Below are 20,764 nucleotides of genomic sequence, written 5' to 3'. Positions count from 1 at the left end.
TATAAATAAATTATGAAGAGAGTCATTATGCTACTTCTATTGTGGTGGAACGTAAGCCTTTCGCTCCTTGCCCAGGAGAGTCTGGTTTTAAAAGGCCGGGTGACTGGTCCCACAGGCGAGGCTATTGTCGGCGCTACTTTATCGTTGGAAGGGAGAAAAGAAAAGTCTTCATCAGGATCGGACGGTATGTTCTCCCTTTCGTACAAAAAGGGGGATGCTCTCCGTGTTTCATCTTTAGGTTATGTAACTTATCGAGTTGTTTTAAATGGACAGGTCTCACTAGATATCCATTTACAGCAATCATCGGAAGCCCTGGATGAAGTAGTGGTTGTGGGGTATGGTACACAGAAGAAAGGAGAGGTTACGAGCTCAATTGCGAGTGTGAAGTCTGAGGATTTTACAAAAGGGGCAGTCAAGGACGCCGGTCAGTTAATACAAGGTAAGGTCGCGGGGCTGCGGATCAGTACACCGAGCGGTGATCCCGGTGAATCAACGCAGGTGAGCCTTCGGGGATTAAACTCCATCAACGGATCGCAAGATCCATTAGTGATAATTGACGGTATTCCCGGTGATTTGAGTACAGTGACCCCTGAAGATATCGAATCTGTCGATGTATTAAAAGACGGTTCTGCAGCGGCAATCTATGGAACACGAGCGACAGCAGGTGTTATTTTGGTCACTACCAGACGGAATACAGCTACTGAAAGCCGTACTACGATAGAATACAACGGGTATGCAAGCCTACAGACCTTGTTTAGGAAACCAGAAATGATGGGGGCGGGTGATTATCGCCGATTGATTGCTGATGGGGTTCCCTATCAAGATTTGGGAAGCGAAACCGATTGGGTGGATGAGGTGACTCGTAACCCGCTAAGTCACAATCACAATATCTCTTTATTTGGTGGAAATTCGCGCACGAATTTTACAGGATCAATTAACTATCGGAACTGGGAGGGGGTATTCTTAAAAAGCGGACAAGATCGGCTGAATATCCGGACCAACCTTAACCATGATATGTTTGATGGTAAGCTAAAGACGAATGTACAACTCATAAGTCGTAATACGAAAAGTAATAATGGCGGATCTTCGCCATATATGTGGAGGCAGGCAATTATCCGTAACCCGACGGACCAAATTTATAACGAAAACGGAAAATGGCAGGAGCGCGACGCATACTTTTATGACAATCCTTTAGGCATGATTTACGAGACCATTGACGATAATATATTTAGGGAAACTCGTTTGAGCGGATCGTTGGATTACCGACCTATTAAGGGGCTAAGTTTGAAAATGTTGTTATCGCGGGTGCAGAATAACGATCTATCTGGCAATGCAACGACCTTTGATCACATAAACACGACTAAGAATAATCTAAATGGTACGGCTTCACGGAATACACGGTCATCAGTACAAAACCTCACGGAGCTTACCGCTAATTATACGGCTACTTTGGATAATCACAAAATTGATGTATTAGGTGGATATAGCTGGCAGGATGATACTTTTGACCAATTTTACGCGTACAATTTTGATTTTCCAACAGATGACTACACGTATAATAAGCTTGAAGCGGGCATGGCTCTTCAGCGGGGTTTGGCCGAAATGACAAGTTATAAGGAAAATCGGAAGCTCATCGGATTCTTTGCTCGGTTATCATATAATTATAAAGAAAAGTATATGGTTTTGGCTAGTATACGTAGAGAAGGTTCATCAACTTTCGGCGCGAATAATAAATGGGGAAGTTTTCCCGCTATTTCGCTGGGTTGGGATATCGCAAAAGAAGATTTTGTGAAGGACATCACAGCCTTCAATCAATTGAAGTTAAGAGCAGGGTTTGGTGTTACAGGTACCATTGCATCGGCTTCCTATATGTCGCAGACAAGCTATAACTTTGAGCGGGTACAAGGAGCGTACATCAATGGAAGATGGGTGCCAGGTTTTGTTCCCACGCGTAACTTCAATCCGGATTTACGCTGGGAGAGGAAGAATGAATATAATGTAGGATTGGATTTCAGCCTTTTTGATAATCGGGTTTATGGATCGTTTGATTATTATACTCGTCGGGTAAAAGATTTGCTGTATCAGTTTAATGTACCATCGCCGCCTTATCTATATTCAAGCATGATGCTAAACGCTGGTGAGATGAGCAATAAGGGATTCGAAGCGTTGGTGAATGTAAATGCGCTTCGGAAGGGTGACTTTAAATGGAAGACAGGGCTGACGGTAGCTACAAATAAAAATAAGCTGATTAACCTTTCTAACAAGCAATTTGATGTTACCGTTCCGTTCTTTGAAGCCGGATATACTGGTGAACCTATACAAATGTCCACGCACAGGGTGGAGGTGGGAAGACCTGTTGGTGATTTTTATGTGTGGAAAACAGTTGGCGTGGATGACAATGGTAAGTGGCTTGTAGAAAACCAAGAAGGGAAAACTATCCCTATTAGCGAAGCGACATTAGATGATCGGCAGTATTATGGAAATGGTATACCAGATGTAAACGTAGGTTGGAATAATAATTTTAATTATAAACAGGTCGATTTTAGTTTCAGCTTCCGAGGATCATTTGGACATCAGGTTCTTAATATGTCAAGGATGTATTATGAGAACCCGATAAATAAAGCCTATAATGTACTCAAAACAGCTTATGATCCCGTATATGGCAAGACGTTGACAAATGACCTCGTTTATGTATCGCATTATATAGAAGATGCAGACTTTATGAAGTTGGACAATGTGACCTTGGGCTATACTTTTAAACCAAATACCATAAAAGGAATTCAAAAATTTCGTGTCTATGCATCGGGACTCAATTTGTTGACTATCACTGGTTATAAAGGTTTGGATCCAGAGGCGGCTAGTTACCGTGGCGATTTTACTTTCGCACCGGGGATCGAGCATAGGGATCGTTATCCCACGACGCGTACATTCACATTGGGCCTAAATGTTACATTTTAAAAACGTTTATTATGATAAGAGGATATAAATTTATATATAACGCATTGTTATGTGGTGCGGGAGTGCTCGGACTTCTATCGTTCCAATCGTGCACCAAGTTGGATGAAGAGGTGTTTTCCGAGGTTTTGGAGAAAGATTTTAAGCCTTCTGAACGCGATCTTCCATTTATTGTATCTCCCGTTTATGCATCTTTCCGCTCGTTGATGTTTGGATGGCAAGGATATTTTGACTTGCAGGAAGAGTCTGCAGACCATATTATTACCCCGGTGCGCCCCAATGGCTGGGATGATGGTGGAACTTATAGACGTATGCATCAACACACTTGGAACGCTGTCCAGTGGCAGCCTTATAATACTTGGCAACAGGCATATTCGAGTATCACCAAAGCTAATATGGTAATTATGCAGATCGAAGAAAAATCGCTTCCTCTACCTGATGAGGTCGCTCAAGCTGCAATAGCCGAGTTGCGGGCCGCAAGAGCCTTAGCTTATTATCTATTACTGGATAATCATGGCAATGTACCCATTGTAACGGACTATAGAGATGTGGCATTGCCGAATCAAAAAACAAGAAAAGAAGTATATGATTTTGTAGTGAAAGAACTTGATGAAATTATTCCATTGCTATCACATGATGTCGCACCAATGTATGGGCGGATGAATGTGTGGGCTGCAAAAACATTGCTCGCCAAGGTCTATCTAAATGCGGAGGTATATACTGGAATAGCACAATGGGATAAGGTTATTGCCGTAACGGATGAAATTATACAGTCAAATGCTTTCCGACTCGATAACGAATATAAAAACATATTTTCTGCAGTAAACGAGAGCTCGCCGGAAATTATTTTCTCCGTTCCATATGACGAAGTGTATGGCCATGGAAATCAATTGCATATGAAAACGCTGTCGCCCCTGAGCCGGCTGGTATACAGTATGTCGGCTGGTCCATGGGGAGGAAACTGTGCTGTGCCACAGTTTATCGATACCTATGATCCTGACGATCAACGCTTTTATGATAGCTGGGTGCAAGGGGCGCAATACAATGCTACGACGGGTGTAGAAGTCATTAACTATGTAAAAAAGGTTCCTGGAATAGGTGGTGACGGTACTATTGCGCCTGATAATGCCGGATTCAGAATTGGAAAATATGCCATAAAAAAAGGCGCAACAAGCAATTTGGATAATGATTATCCGATGTTTAGATATGCGGATGTGCTGATGATGAAAGCTGAGGCTTTGCTGCGGTTGGGTCGGGAGAATGAAGCCGCCTTGCTAGTTTCTGAAGTAAGAACACGCTCTTTTAAATCAAACCCAGAGAAAGCTATAGTGACTGGAACTGACCTGTTGAAAGGTAGTGTTTATAATTATGGATGGCAGGAAAAGGACGGAACCATCAAAGGGGAAAATGGCGGTGCAGATATTAAATTTGGGCGGTTTTTAGATGAGCTAGGTTGGGAGTTTGCTGCCGAAGCACGTAGGCGTCAAGATATTATCCGTTTTAATGTGTTTCAAAAAAAATCATGGTTTAACCACCGACCGCATGAAAATGCGCAAACACGAATATTATTTCCTATTCCAAACGATGAAAGGAATAAAAACCCGAACCTCAAACAAAATCCTGGTTATTGATCGATCGGCTGATTCAATAATTTAGTAATAGTATATAAGTGTTAAATATGCGTCTCCTATGTTTTGCAACAAGATATAGGAGACTGCTTCCAATAAAAAAGGAGTCCGAAGACTCCTTTCAAAACTACTTTATAATCGGAAAAACTACCTATCATTCTTTGGATATCCTTCTTCATCAAGATCATCTCGCAAATCTTCCTCATTCTCAGCCAGCTTCTTATCCAATGGCGATAAACGATCATGTTTGAAAGTTTCGATGCGCATACTTGCATCTTCCAGATCTTCTTCTTCTAACTCATCCCGGTCGGCATATTCATCACCGACGAAAGGGTTTGAGTCATCATAAGTGGAATCATCGTCGACTGCTCCTTCAGATAGCGTATCATAATTTGCCGGATGATCATAGCCTGGGTCATTGTCCTCAACGTCTAACTCATAGCTGTCCAACTCTTCGTTATAAGCTAGATTCTGTTCTGAATCAGGGACGTCGGATTCAACTTTACCCTTCGTCTTTTTATGTTCTGTGCTAGCCATAATATTATGATTTATCTATAGTAATAGAACAGGTAGAATGGGAAAAGGTTTTAAAATTTAGTGCTACAATAGCGGAGGAATTTATTTTTTTAATAATAGGAGCTCCCTTTTAAATAGCTTGTCTTTTAAGCATAAATCAACACTGATACTGCAAACAAATTGAAAATAATTTTGTTTAATTAACAATAGTAAATCTTGACCACTATGATTTTCAAGCGTTTAAATTATCAGACATTACAGAGCCTGCGTCTACAGGGGTATAATATCCTATTGACGATAGCGGGAGCAGGGGATGAGAACCCTATTTATTTCCCTATGAAATTGGAGTCGCTCAATTCTGAGCAAGCTAAGGAGGATCGTACAAAAGAGAACATAGTTCAGGGACAAAAGATATTGATTCTGGACGAAGCAATCCAACGTTCATTAAATAATGACCTCAACGGAGTCATTCAGCTTGATCATTGACCAAATATTTTTTGGATTTTTTGTAAGCGCTTGGTGTAGTATGTCTTTTCTTCTTATAAAAGTTGGTCAGGTGGCTTTCGTCATTAAAACCTAACTCATCCACGATCTGTTTCATCGTGTATTGGCTAGAGGCGAGCCTTTCTTCAATACGTTGAATACGGATATCATCTATATAGAATTTATAACTTTTCTGATATTTCTTCTTAAAAAATGCGCCGAAATAATTTGCTGAAATCTGAAATTGATCTGCAATATTTTTAATCTGTAGTTTTTCGGGGAAATAGATGTTTTGCTGGATATAGGCCTCTATTTCCTTGTCCATTTCGCGAGACTCACTGATTGGGAGATTCAGTTCCTTTAATATATTTTCGATGATCGCGAACAACGACATCACTTGGTGGAAGACAAACGTGGAGCTTGCTACATCTTCAGATTCTCCCTGCTGATAAATCAACGAGAACACTTTTTCTATTAATTTCCGGTTGTCTTTTTTTAGGGATAGACTTTTATTTTGCAGTGTTTCCGAATTAAAAATCTCCTGTGGATTGTAGCAAAGACAGAAATTTTGCTGTATATGATGCAGATCTTTAAAGTAATGGCTTGAAAAATATAACATATAGACACTGGAATCTTTCTTAGTTTCAAGTATTTCTGAGGCGGTATTCAGGAACAGTAAATTTTCTTTCAGAAATTTAGCGCCGCTATTTTTCGATACTAGCACGCCTTCTGCGATATAAGCCAGGGCAAAATCAAAACCTAGTCCACGAAGATTAATTTTTTGTTTATGTTTGATTTTTTCAGGGAGGAAGGATAAATTCATATGCGTGCGTAAATTTTATTTATGGACTATTGATCAATTAGTACCGTGGTTCTTTTTATTTAAAAGATAACAATGATGTCGTGAACATCTTGATTGATATACGCGTAAATAATATTTGCTGTCTAATATTTGCGAGCCGTAACCTTGATATTCAGCTGATCGAAAGGCCAAACATCGTTATTTTGGTTTGTATCTTTCGATTCTTAAGAAAAACAATGGATATTTGTGAATTGGGAACGTCATTAAGTGCTTTTTGCGTTTCGTGTCATTTTCTCAATGTTGTCCCATTGTTCTTCGGGAATAATGTCCAGGCCATTAAATTCGCCAGCACCCTTTAACCATTCTCCACCATCTATTGTTATCACATCGCCATTGATGTAGCTCGAATAGTCGGATACTAGATAAGCGGCGAGATTTGCAAGTTCGTCTAATTTACCTAGGCGTCCCAAAGGGATCCGCTTGGTGGGCGACAGAAGTTCGCCCAATTCACCTGGGAGTAGGCGTTCCATTGCACCTGAAGTCTGGAAAGGCCCCGGGGCAATAGCGTTTAAACGTATTCCTTTCTTGCCCCACTCTACAGCAAGAGATCTTGTCATAGCCAATACACCGGCCTTAGCGGTAGCCGAAGGAACTACGTATCCTGAACCTGTCCAGGCGTAGGTAGTTACGATACTCAATACCGTTTTGTTTTGGTCTTTATTTTCAATCCAGCGCTTACCCAACGCTAATGTGTAATTAATACTACCTTGAAGAACGATTCCAATAACGGACTCAAAAGCACGATGACTCAGGCGTTCGGTGGGAGATATAAAATTTCCCGCAGCGTTGTTAATTAATATGTCTATTCCTCCCAATTGCTCATACCCATAAGCAACTACACGCTCTACATCTTCATAATTACGTACATCCCCTGCGATGGCAAAACATTTCCCTTGATGCTTGTCGGATAATTCCTGTGCTGTATGTTGAATCACATCGTCCTTTCGGCTGCTGATCAGGCAAGAGGCACCTAATTCCAAAAAATAGTCCGTCATCGCTTTTCCTAACCCGGTGCCACCACCTGTAATTAAAATACGTTTGCCTTTTAATGAATCTTCTTTTAGCATGCCCATATCTTGTTTCCTTTTTTGTATGATTTAAGTTACATAAATTTAATGAAAATAAAAGCAGTAGTAAAAAGTGAGGAATTGGTCGAAGCACTTATGGTAAACATCAGGAATAGGTACTAAGGCTGACCGCATATAAATAAAAAAACAGGGACTATTTTTACAAAAGTCCCTGTTTTATTTTTCCGATCTATGGCTAGAAGGGAAATATGCTTATGCGCCTAATTGTACGCGTTTGAAAGCAGTTACTGTTAATCCTTTAGAAACTGAATCTAAGAATTGAGCGATATTTTTTGAGGAATCTTTTACAAATTCTTGGTTCAATAACGTAGTATCTTTGAAGAATTTGTTCAATTTACCTTGAGCGATTTTCTCAGCCATATCCGCTGGTTTGCCTTCAGCAATGATTTGCTCTTTTGCGATGGCAATTTCACGCTCGATCGTGTTTTGATCAACACCATCTTTATCGATTGCGATAGGGTTCATCGCTGCGATTTGCATTGCAACGTCTTTACCAGCTTCTTCAGCACCAGCTGCATCAGCAGAAAGACCTACCAATACACCTAAACGGTAGTTACCGTGGATATAAGCGATTACTTTCTCAGCAGAGATTGTTTCGTATTTAGAAACGTCAATTTTCTCTCCGATTACACCAGTTTGCTCGATCAAAGCATCAGCGATTTTCTTGCCATCAAGGTCCAAACCTTTTAATTCTTCTAAAGAAGCTGGTTTGTTGTTCAATGCTAGGTCTGCGATTTTTTCTGCGAAAGCTACGAAATCTGAGTTTTTAGCTACGAAGTCAGTTTCACAGTTTACTTCAACTACGATACCTGATTTACCATCAGCAGTTGCTTTAGCGATGATAACGCCTTCGTTAGAGTCGCGATCTTGACGGCTAGCAGCTACTTTAGCACCTTTTTTGCGCAAGTAATCTACAGCAGCTTCAAAGTCACCATTAGACTCAACCAAAGCTTTTTTACAATCCATCATACCAGCGCCAGTTTGTTGACGCAATTTGTTTACATCTGATGCAGAAATTTGTACTGACATGTTTTATTTCTTTTTATTATTGTTTACTACTGAAATATTATACAATATTAACTTAAAGCATGTTAAGCTAATATGAAGTTTAACATTCCTTGATCATCAAGTGTTGTTAAACCAAAAAACCGGACAGATAGGCTAGTTCAAGAAAAGTAATCTTTTCCAGAAACTAACGCTACGCTATCCGGTTTGGAATAAAAATATTATTCTCCGTCTTTCGCTTTGCGAGGACGTTTAGCTTCTGAAGCTTCACTATTGTCAACCTTTGCTTTAGCAGCAGCAGCATCTTTTTCAGCTTCTTCTTCTTTGTCGCGTTTGCGCTCGTCCAAACCTTCTTGGATTGCTTGACCAATGATGCTTGCGATTAAGCTAATAGATTTACTAGCGTCATCATTCGCAGGGATTGGGAAATCAATGTTTGAAGGATCAGAGTTTGTATCTACCATCGCGAAAGTAGGGATGTTCAATTTCATTGCTTCAGAAACAGCGATGTGTTCTTTTTTCACATCGATGATAAATAAAGCAGCTGGTAAACGATTCAAATCAGCAATACCTCCTAAAAGGTTTTCTAATTTGATACGCTCACGTTGAATCATCAACTTTTCTTTCTTAGACAATACATCGTAAGTACCGTCTTTTTGCATTTTGTCGATGTTAGACATTTTTTTGATAGACTTACGAACTGTAGCGAAGTTAGTAAGCATACCACCTAACCAACGCTCAGTAACGAAAGGCATATTAACCTCTTTAGCTTGCTGTGCGATGATTTCTTTAGCTTGTTTTTTCGTTGCTACGAATAAAACTTTACGACCTGATTTTACGATTTGTTTGATAGCTGAAGCAGCCTCTTCTAATTTCGTAAGAGTTTTGTTCAAGTCAATGATGTGGATACCGTTGCGCTCCATGAAAATGTACTTAGCCATTTTCGGATCCCATTTACGTGTAAGGTGACCAAAGTGCACACCTGCATCCAATAAATCTTGATAAGTAGTTCTTGCCATTTTTTGATCCTCCTTTGATTAACGTTTACTGAATTGGAATCTTCTACGAGCTTTACGACGTCCTGGTTTCTTACGCTCAACCATACGGTCATCACGTGTTACTAAACCTTTAGCGCGTAATGCAGGTTTAACTTCTGGGTTAAGCTCAATCAAAGCTTTTGAGATCGCTAAGCGAACAGCTTCTGCTTGACCTTTAATACCACCTCCGTTAACGTTTACTTTTACATCAAAGTTTGCTAATTCACCAGCTACGCTTAATGATTGTGTAGCGATGTATTGCAAAGGTAATGTTGGGAAATACTCTTTGTAGTCTTTACCGTTTATAACAATGTTTCCGCTACCAGCAGTTAAGTAAATGCGGGCAACAGCAGTTTTTCTTCTTCCTGAAGTGTTAGTTGTTGACATGTCGATTCTCCTTAAAATTTAACTGGTTTTGGATTTTGTGCTTCATGCTTGTGCTCAGTACCAGCATAAACGTAAAGGTTCTTAAACAATTGACGACCTAAACGGTTTTTAGGAAGCATACCACGAACAGCTTTCTCAATGATGCGTTCAGGGAATTTAGCCATTAACTCTTTAGGGGAAACGAAACGTTGACCACCTGGATATCCAGTGTAGCGTACGTAAACTTTGTCGCCTAATTTGTTTCCTGTCAATCTAATTTTGTCTGCATTGATAACAATAACGTTATCTCCACAGTCTACGTGTGGGGTGAATGTAGGCTTGTGCTTACCACGAATTACTTTCGCGATATTGCTCGCCAAACGCCCCAAAATCTCTCCTTCAGCGTCAACAACGATCCACTCTTTGTTAACGGTGTTCTTGTTGGCAGAGACAGTTTTGTAACTTAACGTATTCACTTGCTTTTGTTTAAATAATTTGTTAAAATTTTATTTCTTCCCCTTATCACAAGGGTCTGCAAAGGTACATCTATTATTCTATATTTTAAAATCTATTTTGCTTATTTTATTGAAAACGAGCTAAGTTTCCGATAGACTGGACCAATCTCAATATTTTTACAACTTACTCGAATGAATATTGTTACATTAGTTAGTATATTGCAAGGAGAATTTTTAATTATTTAGCGGAAGTAGATGAGATTGAATTTTTTAGATAAACGAGTTGTTTTAATTTTTGTTGGTTTATTCCTTACTACTCTTAGCCTCTTGCAGGCCCAATCATTGGAAAAGAAGAGTAGACCTTATGATGCGCGACTCAAAAATGTACAAGAAATACTGAAACAGGGCAAGATTGGTCCCGGTGTAGATTCTTTAGATGCCATACTTGCAGATTACCCTCAAGCGGATGATATCTATTTTACAAAGGCTATCCTTTTTGCCCAAATGAGAAATCAAAATGCTGCGATAGAAGCTATAAAAGCGGCTTTGGAAATTGATCCGAAACCTGAGTACCTAAGCTTTGCCGTCGATGCGTTCAAAAGCAAAAACGATGCAGATAGTGCTTTGATTTATTTAGATAAATTGATTGATTTAGATGATAATAATACAGCTTCATTAAAGCGTGAACGAATTATGTTACTTTTTAACGGAGGTCATAAGGACGGTGCGTTGGAGTATTTTTATAAAACAAAGGAGATTGAATCTGCTTCCGATACATTGGATATGGTGGGTAGCGTGCTGTTGAACGATGCCGGTAATCATAAGGCAGTAATCGACCTCTTGAAACCTTGGGCAGACAATGGGACCAAATTGGCTCAAGTGTATGGGCAATTGGCACAGGCTTATAACCTTTCCAAAAACTCAAAACTTGCCTTGGAGTATATCAATAAAGGAATTCAAACTTCACAAGAAGATTTTCTTTATTTTGATTTAGCAGATCTGTACCGCTTTGATAAAAAGATCAAATTATCGTTTGATGCCTTAAAAAAAGGATTTCAATCCAAAAAGATAGATTTTGGTGATAAAAATAGAATCATCATGACTTTGTTGGGGCCTAAAAGCCCCTACACAAATGCGCAGCTTTTGGAGTTGGCTAATATCTTAGTTGAGGTCCATCCACGAATTGCCGAAAGCCACATGGCCAAAGGACAGGTGTTGTGGCTCAACGAAGATAAGACGGCGGCGCAAAGTTCGTTGGCTGTTGCTGTGAGCATGAATCCCTATCAGATCGACGCTTGGCGGATGTTGATGAGCTTGGATATGGATAAAGGGGAATTTGATCAAGCCATAGCCCATGGCGCCGAGGCCTTACATTATGTGGCCAATAATTCGACCATACTTTATTTCACCAGTATGGCTTATCTGATGAAAAAAGATACAGAGAATAGTCGTAAGTTTATGGAAGCTGCATTAAATAATGCGCAGGATGAAACACCTTTTTTGCAAGCCAATATTTATGGTGGACTGGGCGATATCTACAATACATTGAAAATGTATAAAGAGTCGGACGCAGCTTATATGGAGGCGATTCGATTGGATAGTACAAATGTGACTGCCATGAACAATTTAGCGTACTATTTATCGTTAAGAAAGGAACGACTTGATGAGGCGACAAAGTATGCTGCTATGGCTACAACATTGCAACCCAGCAACGGTACGTTTGAAGATACGTATGCCTGGGTCTTATTTGCTGATGGTAAATACAAGGATGCGTTAATCTGGATCGAAAAGGCCCTGAAAAACACAAATCCACAGACAGCAGTATTACTTGAGCATTATGGCGATATTCTGATGAAGTTGGGCAAGACTACTGAAGCTGTCAGACAATGGAATCTGGCATTGGAAAAAGGGATGGATTCTGACGAAAGTAAACAGAAACTAAAAAAGAAGATTGAGACTAAAAGTTATGTGGAATAAAATTGTTTGGATAGGTGTTCTGGCGTTTTTGCTTTCTTCCTGTAGCTCAAAAAAGAAACTGCTGAAAGGAGCAGATCTCAAATCAGAAAATGAATTGGTCGTCAAAGACAATACGCGTGAAGCGAAGAAGACGACACTACGTAACCTCTTTTTGACCAATCTAAATTACTCGACATTTTCGGGGAAGGCAAAGATGCGTCTTGATCTTGGGAAAGACAACTTTGATGTTACCTCTAATATCCGCATTGAAAAAGATAAAAAAATCTGGATTTCTATCTCAGCAACGCTCGGGATTGAAGTCGCTCGGGTTTTAATTACACCAGATAGCGTACAAATCCTGAATAAGCTGCAGAGCGAGTATATGGTCAAATCATTTGATTATCTCTATCGATTTGCAAGCCCAGATCTTACTTTCTCTAATCTGCAGGATTTACTATTGGCTAATCTATCCGTTAATCTTTTGTCGGATATAGATGCGGTGAATTTCCAGCAGGATCCAAATTCTGTACAATTGGATGGAAAATTGAATGAGCTTAGTTTTTTATATAAATTGAACAATAACAATAGACCTTATCAGTTTCGGCTTTCACAGTTGTCGAAGAAACAGTTGCTCGAAGCAAATTATGGAGAATATGCAATAGCTTCTGGGCAGGAATTTCCGATGCTGCTAAAAATGATTATTTCCGACGGACGGCAAGAGATAAAAACAGAGATTAATTTTAATAAGGTTACGTTTAATGAACCTGTTGAAATGCCGTTTTCAGTATCATCGCGATATAAAGTAATCCGATAAGAAGTGATCTATTTCCGTTAGATTTATTACTTTCGCATTTAGTTTGCTATTGTGGATGAATGTAATGGGGTTGGGGAAGGAGCAAACACGAAATAAATAGTACTGTAAATGAACTTTAAGAAAACGATATTTGGTATAATAGCATTCATCTTGATGATTGGTATTTCTGCGGCACAGACAAGAGCTGAGCTGGAAAAGCAACGGGAGAAACTCAATCGTGAAATTGCTGAATTGCAGAAAACTGTTAAGGAAATTGCCAAGGAAAAATCGTTGACACAACAACAGGTGACAGCGTTGAGTAAGCAAATCAACTTACGTGAACAAAAGATAAATACAATTACTTCTGAAGTAGCCGTAATCAACAGGCACATTAATGCGAATACTGCTGCTGTCAATAAATTGAAAGCAGAATTGGAAAAAATGAAACGTGATTATGAAAAAATGGTCATGTTTGCTTTTCGTAACCGAAATGCTTACAATAAACTGATGTTTATTTTTGCTTCCAAGGATTTTAACCAAGGATTTAGACGGGTAAAATATTTGCAACAATTTAATGATTCTAGAAAATTAAAGGCTGCTGATATTGAGAATACAAAGAAACAGATCGAACAAAAAATCGCGCAATTGAAGGCCGATCGAAATAAACAGGTGGCACTAATGAAAGAGCAAGAAAATGAGAAGCGAACAATCGCTCAACAACGCTCTGTTTATTCCGGACAATTGAGCGAACTTATTGTTACAGAACGTGGTGTAAAGAAAGACATCACGCAGAAGCAAAAAGAAGAGCGTCGTATCAATGCAGCGATCAAAGAAATTATCAGAAGAGAGATTGAAGCTGAAAGAAGACGTGCAGAAGCTGCCCGTCGTGCTGCTGAGGCCGCTGCTGAGCGTAATCGGAAAGCTAATGAGTCGGCAAATGCTCCCAAAGGTAAAGGCAATACGAGTACTAAGGGTAGCACCGTTCGTAAATCAGATTCTGAGGTTTTGCGCAGTACACCGGAAGCAATCAAACTTTCCAATGATTTTAGATCCAATCGTGGTAGCTTACCATGGCCGGTTTCCAATGCGAAAGTTATGCAAGGATTTGGTGGGGAAAGTGTCGGTAGAAATGTGAACTGGGATCACGAATCTGTGAAAATACAAACCTCCAGCGGCGCCGCTGTTAAAGCAGTTTTCGCAGGTGAGGTAAGTAGTGTTCTGACAATGTATGGACAACGTATCGTGATGATTAAACACGGTGAGTATTTTACGGTATATAATAACTTAGGTAGTGTTAGTGTTTCTAAGGGACAGAAGGTCAGTACCGGTCAAACGATTGGTACCGCGGATGTGGATTCAGATACAGGTGTACCTATGGTCGACTTCTCGGTTTATCAGGGATCAACTCCGTTGAATCCGATGTCCTGGTTGGCGAGATAAGAAATAATTACTATATTTAATAATTATCATTACATTTGTAAGGAGAGAGAAAAGATTTAGTTTAAAAGAATTGAAAAACAAGAAATTATAGTTATGTCAACATCATTATTAATCATGGGAATCGGGGGGCAGGAGTTAATCATCATTGTAGTAATATTGTTACTATTGTTTGGTGGCAAGAAGATTCCTGAATTGATGCGCGGATTGGGTAAGGGAGTGAAGGAATTCAAAGAAGGCCAAAAAGATGAATCTTCACCCGAAAAAAAATCTGAAGTAGAAGATAATACGAAATAAGGGAAAATATTCCCATATAACATACATACGATTTTGTGATGAACGAAATCGTATTTTGTTTTATTTTGGGCCTATAGCTGAATGGACCCAAAACCATTTTTATACTAAAATCCATTTCTAAGCGTTTAGATTATTGTTGATTTTTCAAGAAGAGAATCAGACCTGGATTTAACAGTAAATTTATGATCGGAAAACAGACGTTAATTTCAATACTAGGAGGGCTGTGTTCTACGCTGCCACTCATGGCTCAAGAAAGCGCTGTAGATGGCATGAAAGAAGCCACTCATCACATAATCCAAGAACGGATTGAAAAAGAAAAACAGGAGATTTACCAATACTTAGATAGCGTCAAATCTTTAGGAAATAATCGACAAGATGATTTAACGATTACTGACGAAGAGATACAACTTGTTCGAAAACTCAAAGCAATTGAACGCGAAGTACCATTAAATTATTCTCCTCGGATAAAAGAGCTGATATCCAAATACACCTCTGATAATTATAATTCTTATATGTGTAGAATGATGGGACTTGGACAATATTACTTTCCAATGTTTGATCGAATTCTAGATGAAGTTGGTGTACCTCGCGAATTGAAATATTTAAGTGTAGTTGAATCTTCTCTAAATCCGCGGGATATTTCAAGTGCAGGCGCTACAGGACTATGGCAGTTGATGTATTATGAGGCGAAGACCTACAATTTGACTGTAGATAGCTATACAGACCAGCGGATGGATCCGATTGCTTCCAGCTATGCCATAGCTAAAATCCTGAAGGAAGCTTATGAGGAGTATGGTGATTGGCTTTTAGCAATTGCTTCCTATAATGGTGGAAGAGGAGCTGTAGGACGGGCGATTCAACGATCAGGGAAAGAGAAGCCTACGTTTTGGGATATTGCCCCTTATTTGACCCAACAAACACAAAACTACATCCCAAAATTCATTGCCATGACCTATGCGATGAAATATGCTGAGGAAAATAATATTACGGCTGCTGAGACAGAGTTTCCCCCACGAATTCAAGTCTTAGACATCAGCAAACGAATTTCGTTAAGCCAGATCGCAGATGCGTTAGATATATCCAAAGAAACCCTCAGAGCGCTAAACCCTAGCTTTAAAAAAAATATTTTAAATGGTAGAGAAGAAAGTCCGTTAAGGTTAGTGCTGCCTGTCTTCGACAAGAAAATAGCGACAGAAGAGCTTTATGCTGCACTTAATACGCCAGTACCTACTTCAGGTATGAGTGTCACTGCTATTAACGAACCTGCAGCGCTTTTGAAAGGCGGAAAATACAAAGTGAAAGTGGGGGAGACATTCGCCTCAATAGCCGAAAAATTTGAGGTTACTGTTCAGGATATAAAATCATGGAATAGTCTTCGCGGAAATCAAATTGTACCGGGACAAACTTTATTGATCAAGAAAGAAGATAATTTTGTGAATGCAAAATTAGCGCATAACGCTGAAAAATCGGTTAAGAAAAGTCAACAACGTACTTCTTCCCGTACGGCGTATTATGTCGTTAAAAGGGGGGATACCCTATCTCAGATTGCCAATAAAAATGGCGTATCTGTTAGCCGTTTAAAAAGAGATAATGATTTAAATGGGAGTCGAATCAAACCCGGAATGAAACTGAAGATGTCAAAGAAGTAGCAGCATGGTTATACTAACCAGGCCGCATCTTCTTCATTATCAAATTCTTCTAGCGTAACGGTGACATGTTCTTTTAGGATAGTGGACAATTTAGTACCATAATAGTCACTAAAGATTGGGAACTTGTGATGGCTCCTATCGATCAGAACGGCTGTTCTCATCTTTTTCAATGGAACATTCAGGAATACACCCAAACCGTAGGCCAGTGCCCTACCACTATTTAATACATCATCAACTAGGATGATTGTTCTGTCTTTTGCAATGTCAACGGGTAAGTCTGTGCCCGCACTCAATGAGCGGCTTGTTTTCTTCATGGTAACTTTAATCAAAAGAATTTCTTTGTCTGAAATCTCCTTTAATATTGTTTGAAGGCGTTGCGCAAATACATAACCCCGATCGGCAATCCCAACTAAAACAAGTGTTTCATCTTCAAAATTGTCTTCTAAAATTTGATAGGCAATACGGATAGACTTCTGTTTTATTTGTTCTTTATTTAAGATGAGTGTTTTCTTTGAAGACATAATAGCATTTCAATGATTATAGGGTAAAAATAGGATAATAAATTGTATAAAAAAAGTCCAAAGCAAGTTAAAGCTTTGGACTTTTTTATGTCAATAAATGAACCTTAGTTCAGTTTGTTATCTTTTTCTGCTTTTAATATTTCGGCAGTAAGCGTTTTATTGTCTTCTGGTAAGCGACCACCATTATAATAATAACGTCTCCAATAGGGTTCGTCCAAGTTGCTGATCATAACGCCCTTGCTAGATGACGCATGAGCAAATTTATTATCACCAATATAAACACCTACATGGGTAATGCTTCTACTTCTAATTTTGAAGAAAACCAAATCTCCTGCTTTCAATTCGTTCTTTTGCACTGTCTTTACTTGTGAATATTGATTACGGCTGTTGTAACCTAATGACGTATTAAAAACTTTGTCATATAATTCGTAAGAAAATTTAGAACAATCAATGCCTCGTTTTGAATCCCCGCCCAAACGGTATGGAGTACCTAGCCATTCATAGACAAATTGATAAAGCTTTGTATTCGTTGTTGCTGAGACGGCAACACCCATGATTTGTGAAAAGTATTCTTTGGCGAGGTTATCAGGATCTGATTCTGGTTTGGAGTTTCTGTTGGTTTGTGCCTGCGACACTAGACATAAGCCGATAAATAGCATTGACGCTATAAATTTCTTTGTTTTCATTAAATCGCTTTTTTGTACAACATTTAACTTTTAAATTCAGTACTGTCATCTATTTTGGACAGCACTGTTGCGAATATAATACAATATCAGTTTAAGGTCAAATTTTTTTTAGGCGATTTAACACAATTTTAACAATTTTAACATCTTTCTTAACACTTTTTGGATCTATTGAAATTTAATAAGTATGTCGAGCTTTTACTACAACAGGTTGAGTATTCCCAAGCGAATAAAATAATGGGCTTATGTTATAATACCACTGTTTTAGGTTAGTTTTTGTGAAACTGAAAAAAAATATTAATTTTCTTTAGGAATGTGATAATATTAGTTCTATATTTACAACACATAAGTAAAAACAATGAAGACAAACACAATTATTACAACGATTATTATTACCACCGGGATAAAACTTAGGAGGAAGTAGTTTCATTGTATATAATTGTAGACATAATATTCGAAGCGCTTTCCTCAAAAAGGAAAGCGCTTCTTTTTTATCACATAAATCAAACTAAACAAACAGTATAAATCAGTATGAAAGTTTTAAAATTTGGAGGAACTTCAGTCGGAACAGTAGAAAGTCTCAAAGGAGTCTTAAGTATTGTTAAGAAATCCTACGATGCGAAGGAAAAGCCCCTGGTGGTGTTATCCGCCATGTCAGGTGTCACAAATTTACTAACCCAGTTGGCGGAAGATGCTGCAGAAGGTAAGTCTTTTTCCGAAGGGCTTAAATCATTGGAAGATAAGCATTTTTCAGTTGTGAAAGAACTCTTGGCGGTTAAGTTCCAAAATCCGGTCTTTACCAAGCTTAAATTATTTTTCAATGAGATCGAAGATCTTCTCCAAGGAATTTTTGCACTGAAGGAGCTAAGTAATCAAAGTAAGGACTTGATTCTGAGTTATGGTGAGCGATGCTCTAATTATATGGTTTCTAAAGTAATGGAACAGTACATACCGGAGTCTCTATTTATAGACGCCTCACATTATGTAAAGACCGATTCCAACTTTGGTAATGCGCATCTAAATGAGTCCTTGACGGAGCAGCTTGTGAAATCATTGTATATTAGTCACGGCGACAAACTTCTGTTTGTGACCGGTTTTATCGGCAGCAATGAGCATGGTCGTATTACCACTTTAGGGCGTGGCGGATCGGATTATACCGCAGCAATCTTTGGCTCTATCCTTGATGCCACAGCGATTGAAATCTGGACTGACGTTAATGGAATGCTGACTGCTGATCCCCGGATTGTGAAAAAAGCTTTTTCACTCCCAGTGCTTTCCTATACTGAAGCAATGGAGCTATCTTATTTTGGAGCTAAAGTAATCTATCCGCCTACTATGATCCCCGCATTTTTGAAAAAAATCCCCATCGTTATCCGGAATACTTTTGAACCGGATTTCTCAGGCACAGTAATCCAATTTGACAGTGGAAAGACAGCGTTACCAATCAAAGGGATTTCCTCGATCTCGGACATTTCTGTAATTAATCTGAGCGGATCGGGCATGATCGGCAAATCAGGGTTTAGCGGACGACTTTTTACCTTGTTGGCGAGAGAACAAATTAATGTTATATTGATCACGCAGTCTTCTTCGGAACATAGCATCACCTTTGCGGTTAATCCCTCGGATGCGAAGCGCGCAATACAGTTGATTGAAATTGAATTCGAACTGGAAATCCAGGCAAATAAGTTGGTCATTCCCGCTATTGAGGAAAACCTATCGGTATTAGCTATTGTGGGTGAAAATATGAAACGGACGCCGGGGATGTCCGGAAGATTATTTGCTGCCCTTGGGCGGAATGGTATCAACGTGCGCGCGATTGCGCAAGGCTCATCTGAATACAATATCTCTGTTATTATAGGTAAAGAAGATTTGGCGAAAGCACTCAACGCTGTTCATGATGCTTTTTTTGCAGAGTTGAAAAAAACATTGCATGTGTTTAACATCGGTACAGGTAATATTGGCGCGACGCTATTTAAACAATTGGAAGAGCAACATGACTTTCTGCTTGATAAAAATGATATCGAGATCAAAGTAGTCGGAATTTCCAATAGCCGTAAGATGCTTTTCAATACCGAAGGTGTGGAGCTAAATAATTGGTCTGCCGAGCTCGAGGAAAATGGTTCTGAGGCTGATCTAGCTTTATTTATTGAAAAGATGAAGGCGCTTAACCTACCCAACTGTGTGTTTATTGATAATACTGCGAGCAAATTACCTGCGACATATTATGAGGATATTTTTAAATCCAATATCTCCATTGTAACCTGCAATAAAATCGCGAATTCCGGAAAGTATGCACAGTACAAGACACTTCGTGATACCGCACATAAACATGGAGTGGATTTTTTCTATGAAACGAATGTTGGTGCTGGACTGCCTATTGTCAGAGTTCTTAAAGATTTGATGCTCAGTGGTGATCGAATCTTAAAGATCGAAGCTATTCTTTCGGGGACTATTTCTTACATCTTCAACAATTTTAAAGATGACGTTTCTTTTTTCAATGTGGTAAAGAAGGCGCAGGAACTGGGCTATACCGAGCCTGATCCAAGGGATGATTTGGGTGGAATTGACTTTATGCGTAAGATGTTGATTTTAGCGCGAGACGCTGGTTATGCCGTGGAAGCGGAAGATGTGGATCTAGGGCCAATTCTTCCAGAAGCTTGTCTGAAGGCCGATACTGTAGATTCCTTCTATGCGGAGCTCCAAAAAGAGAATGCCTATTTTGAAGATATGAAAGCAAGAGCTGTCCGTGAAAAAAAGGCAATCCGCTATATTGGAAAGCTAGAAAATGGAAAGGTTTCTATCGCCATTCAATTTGTAGATGAAAACCATCCTTTTTACGCATTATCCGGTAGCGATAATATTATTTCATTTACAACAGAACGATATAAAGACCGTCCTTTGGTGGTAAAAGGGCCTGGAGCAGGAGCAGAAGTAACTGCGGCGGGAGTCTTTGCAGATTTGGTTAACGTAGGTGCATAAACTATTTTGAAGGAAATAACGATTGAAGTAATGGCCAATAATTTAAATGTTGAA

Annotated in this window: 18 protein-coding genes; 9 read left to right on the top strand and 9 right to left on the bottom strand. The window is 39.2% G+C overall.

Annotated features, from left to right (window positions below; all coding sequences use genetic code 11):
• Window positions 1-12: 12 nt before the first annotated feature.
• The gene (locus B4A24_RS14120; protein WP_293945785.1) at window positions 13-2,958 is read left to right on the top strand and encodes a SusC/RagA family TonB-linked outer membrane protein; all 2,946 of its coding nucleotides are present in this window, start codon (window positions 13-15) and stop codon (window positions 2,956-2,958) included.
• Between the two features lie 11 nt (window positions 2,959-2,969).
• The gene (locus tag B4A24_RS14115) at window positions 2,970-4,586 is read left to right on the top strand and encodes a RagB/SusD family nutrient uptake outer membrane protein (RefSeq protein WP_293945783.1); all 1,617 of its coding nucleotides are present in this window, start codon (window positions 2,970-2,972) and stop codon (window positions 4,584-4,586) included.
• A gap of 144 nt (window positions 4,587-4,730) precedes the next feature.
• Here B4A24_RS14115 and B4A24_RS14110 read toward each other — a convergent pair whose 3' ends face one another.
• Complete coding sequence (locus tag B4A24_RS14110) at window positions 4,731-5,120, bottom strand: hypothetical protein (RefSeq protein WP_293945781.1); 390 nt, start codon at window positions 5,118-5,120, stop codon at window positions 4,731-4,733.
• Window positions 5,121-5,324: 204 nt separating this feature from the next.
• On the opposite strand from B4A24_RS14110, the gene B4A24_RS14105 reads away from it, so the two are divergent.
• On the top strand, window positions 5,325-5,585 hold the full coding sequence (locus B4A24_RS14105; protein ID WP_293945780.1) for a hypothetical protein: 261 nt from the start codon (window positions 5,325-5,327) through the stop codon (window positions 5,583-5,585).
• Here B4A24_RS14105 and B4A24_RS14100 read toward each other — a convergent pair.
• From B4A24_RS14100 to rplM, 6 genes are all read right to left on the bottom strand, one after another.
• A complete protein-coding gene (locus tag B4A24_RS14100) occupies window positions 5,566-6,405 on the bottom strand; it encodes a helix-turn-helix domain-containing protein (protein ID WP_293945779.1) in 840 nt (279 codons plus the stop codon). The two genes, B4A24_RS14105 and B4A24_RS14100, sit on opposite strands and share 20 nt — an antisense overlap.
• 242 nt (window positions 6,406-6,647) lie before the next feature.
• Window positions 6,648-7,511: an SDR family oxidoreductase gene (locus B4A24_RS14095; protein ID WP_293945835.1), complete on the bottom strand. Its 864-nt coding sequence runs from the start codon at window positions 7,509-7,511 to the stop codon at window positions 6,648-6,650.
• Between the two features lie 213 nt (window positions 7,512-7,724).
• Entirely contained in the window at window positions 7,725-8,561 is an 837-nt protein-coding gene (gene tsf, locus B4A24_RS14090) for a translation elongation factor Ts (protein WP_293945777.1), read from the bottom strand.
• Between the two features lie 197 nt (window positions 8,562-8,758).
• Window positions 8,759-9,556, bottom strand: coding sequence for a 30S ribosomal protein S2 (rpsB, locus tag B4A24_RS14085; protein ID WP_104385702.1), 798 nt, complete (start codon window positions 9,554-9,556; stop codon window positions 8,759-8,761).
• Window positions 9,557-9,574: 18 nt separating this feature from the next.
• A complete protein-coding gene (gene rpsI, locus B4A24_RS14080; protein WP_172396549.1) occupies window positions 9,575-9,961 on the bottom strand; it encodes a 30S ribosomal protein S9 in 387 nt (128 codons plus the stop codon).
• A gap of 11 nt (window positions 9,962-9,972) precedes the next feature.
• Complete coding sequence (rplM, locus tag B4A24_RS14075; RefSeq protein ID WP_077437655.1) at window positions 9,973-10,416, bottom strand: 50S ribosomal protein L13; 444 nt, start codon at window positions 10,414-10,416, stop codon at window positions 9,973-9,975.
• A 234-nt stretch (window positions 10,417-10,650) separates the two neighbouring features.
• Between rplM and B4A24_RS14070 the strand changes: the two genes are divergently transcribed.
• The 5 genes from B4A24_RS14070 to B4A24_RS14050 all read left to right on the top strand — a co-directional run bounded on the left by B4A24_RS14070 (window position 10,651) and on the right by B4A24_RS14050 (window position 16,527).
• Window positions 10,651-12,372, top strand: a complete 1,722-nt coding sequence (locus tag B4A24_RS14070) for a hypothetical protein (RefSeq protein WP_293945773.1) — start codon at window positions 10,651-10,653, stop codon at window positions 12,370-12,372.
• Window positions 12,362-13,165 carry a DUF4292 domain-containing protein gene (locus tag B4A24_RS14065; protein ID WP_293945772.1) on the top strand — a complete coding sequence of 268 codons (804 nt, stop codon included), beginning with the start codon at window positions 12,362-12,364 and terminating at the stop codon, window positions 13,163-13,165. Before B4A24_RS14070 ends, B4A24_RS14065 begins: the two co-directional genes overlap by 11 nt.
• A 108-nt stretch (window positions 13,166-13,273) precedes the next feature.
• Window positions 13,274-14,584: a murein hydrolase activator EnvC family protein gene (locus B4A24_RS14060; protein WP_172396552.1), complete on the top strand. Its 1,311-nt coding sequence runs from the start codon at window positions 13,274-13,276 to the stop codon at window positions 14,582-14,584.
• A gap of 93 nt (window positions 14,585-14,677) precedes the next feature.
• Window positions 14,678-14,878, top strand: a complete 201-nt coding sequence (tatA, locus tag B4A24_RS14055; RefSeq protein WP_108636737.1) for a twin-arginine translocase TatA/TatE family subunit — start codon at window positions 14,678-14,680, stop codon at window positions 14,876-14,878.
• Window positions 14,879-15,060: 182 nt separating this feature from the next.
• Entirely contained in the window at window positions 15,061-16,527 is a 1,467-nt protein-coding gene (locus B4A24_RS14050; protein WP_293945769.1) for a LysM peptidoglycan-binding domain-containing protein, read from the top strand.
• An 8-nt stretch (window positions 16,528-16,535) separates the two neighbouring features.
• Here the strand turns inward: B4A24_RS14050 and B4A24_RS14045 are convergent, their stop codons facing one another.
• Window positions 16,536-17,048 carry a phosphoribosyltransferase family protein gene (locus tag B4A24_RS14045; RefSeq protein ID WP_172396554.1) on the bottom strand — a complete coding sequence of 171 codons (513 nt, stop codon included), beginning with the start codon at window positions 17,046-17,048 and terminating at the stop codon, window positions 16,536-16,538.
• A 104-nt stretch (window positions 17,049-17,152) separates the two neighbouring features.
• Window positions 17,153-17,734 (bottom strand): C40 family peptidase, encoded by a 582-nt coding sequence (locus B4A24_RS14040; protein ID WP_172396555.1) that lies wholly within the window; start codon window positions 17,732-17,734, stop codon window positions 17,153-17,155.
• Window positions 17,735-18,262: 528 nt separating this feature from the next.
• Between B4A24_RS14040 and thrA the strand changes: the two genes are divergently transcribed.
• Complete coding sequence (gene thrA, locus B4A24_RS14035; protein ID WP_293945764.1) at window positions 18,263-20,710, top strand: bifunctional aspartate kinase/homoserine dehydrogenase I; 2,448 nt, start codon at window positions 18,263-18,265, stop codon at window positions 20,708-20,710.
• Window positions 20,711-20,764: the final 54 nt, after the last annotated feature.

This window comes from Sphingobacterium sp. UBA7249 (assembly GCF_002472835.1).
Classification (GTDB): Bacteria; Bacteroidota; Bacteroidia; order Sphingobacteriales; family Sphingobacteriaceae; genus Sphingobacterium; species Sphingobacterium prati.
This window is presented reverse-complemented; position numbering and strand designations above follow the sequence as displayed.

Coding starts and splice junctions, on each gene's coding strand:
- B4A24_RS14120 (WP_293945785.1), top strand. CDS start 13: ATGAAGAGAGTCATTATGCTACTTCTATTGTGGTGGAACGTAAGCCTT.
- B4A24_RS14115 (WP_293945783.1), top strand. CDS start 2,970: ATGATAAGAGGATATAAATTTATATATAACGCATTGTTATGTGGTGCG.
- B4A24_RS14110 (WP_293945781.1), bottom strand. CDS start 5,120: ATGGCTAGCACAGAACATAAAAAGACGAAGGGTAAAGTTGAATCCGAC.
- B4A24_RS14105 (WP_293945780.1), top strand. CDS start 5,325: ATGATTTTCAAGCGTTTAAATTATCAGACATTACAGAGCCTGCGTCTA.
- B4A24_RS14100 (WP_293945779.1), bottom strand. CDS start 6,405: ATGAATTTATCCTTCCTCCCTGAAAAAATCAAACATAAACAAAAAATT.
- B4A24_RS14095 (WP_293945835.1), bottom strand. CDS start 7,511: ATGCTAAAAGAAGATTCATTAAAAGGCAAACGTATTTTAATTACAGGT.
- tsf (WP_293945777.1), bottom strand. CDS start 8,561: ATGTCAGTACAAATTTCTGCATCAGATGTAAACAAATTGCGTCAACAA.
- rpsB (WP_104385702.1), bottom strand. CDS start 9,556: ATGGCAAGAACTACTTATCAAGATTTATTGGATGCAGGTGTGCACTTT.
- rpsI (WP_172396549.1), bottom strand. CDS start 9,961: ATGTCAACAACTAACACTTCAGGAAGAAGAAAAACTGCTGTTGCCCGC.
- B4A24_RS14070 (WP_293945773.1), top strand. CDS start 10,651: ATGAGATTGAATTTTTTAGATAAACGAGTTGTTTTAATTTTTGTTGGT.
- B4A24_RS14065 (WP_293945772.1), top strand. CDS start 12,362: ATGTGGAATAAAATTGTTTGGATAGGTGTTCTGGCGTTTTTGCTTTCT.
- B4A24_RS14060 (WP_172396552.1), top strand. CDS start 13,274: ATGAACTTTAAGAAAACGATATTTGGTATAATAGCATTCATCTTGATG.
- tatA (WP_108636737.1), top strand. CDS start 14,678: ATGTCAACATCATTATTAATCATGGGAATCGGGGGGCAGGAGTTAATC.
- B4A24_RS14050 (WP_293945769.1), top strand. CDS start 15,061: ATGATCGGAAAACAGACGTTAATTTCAATACTAGGAGGGCTGTGTTCT.
- B4A24_RS14045 (WP_172396554.1), bottom strand. CDS start 17,048: ATGTCTTCAAAGAAAACACTCATCTTAAATAAAGAACAAATAAAACAG.
- B4A24_RS14040 (WP_172396555.1), bottom strand. CDS start 17,734: ATGAAAACAAAGAAATTTATAGCGTCAATGCTATTTATCGGCTTATGT.
- thrA (WP_293945764.1), top strand. CDS start 18,263: ATGAAAGTTTTAAAATTTGGAGGAACTTCAGTCGGAACAGTAGAAAGT.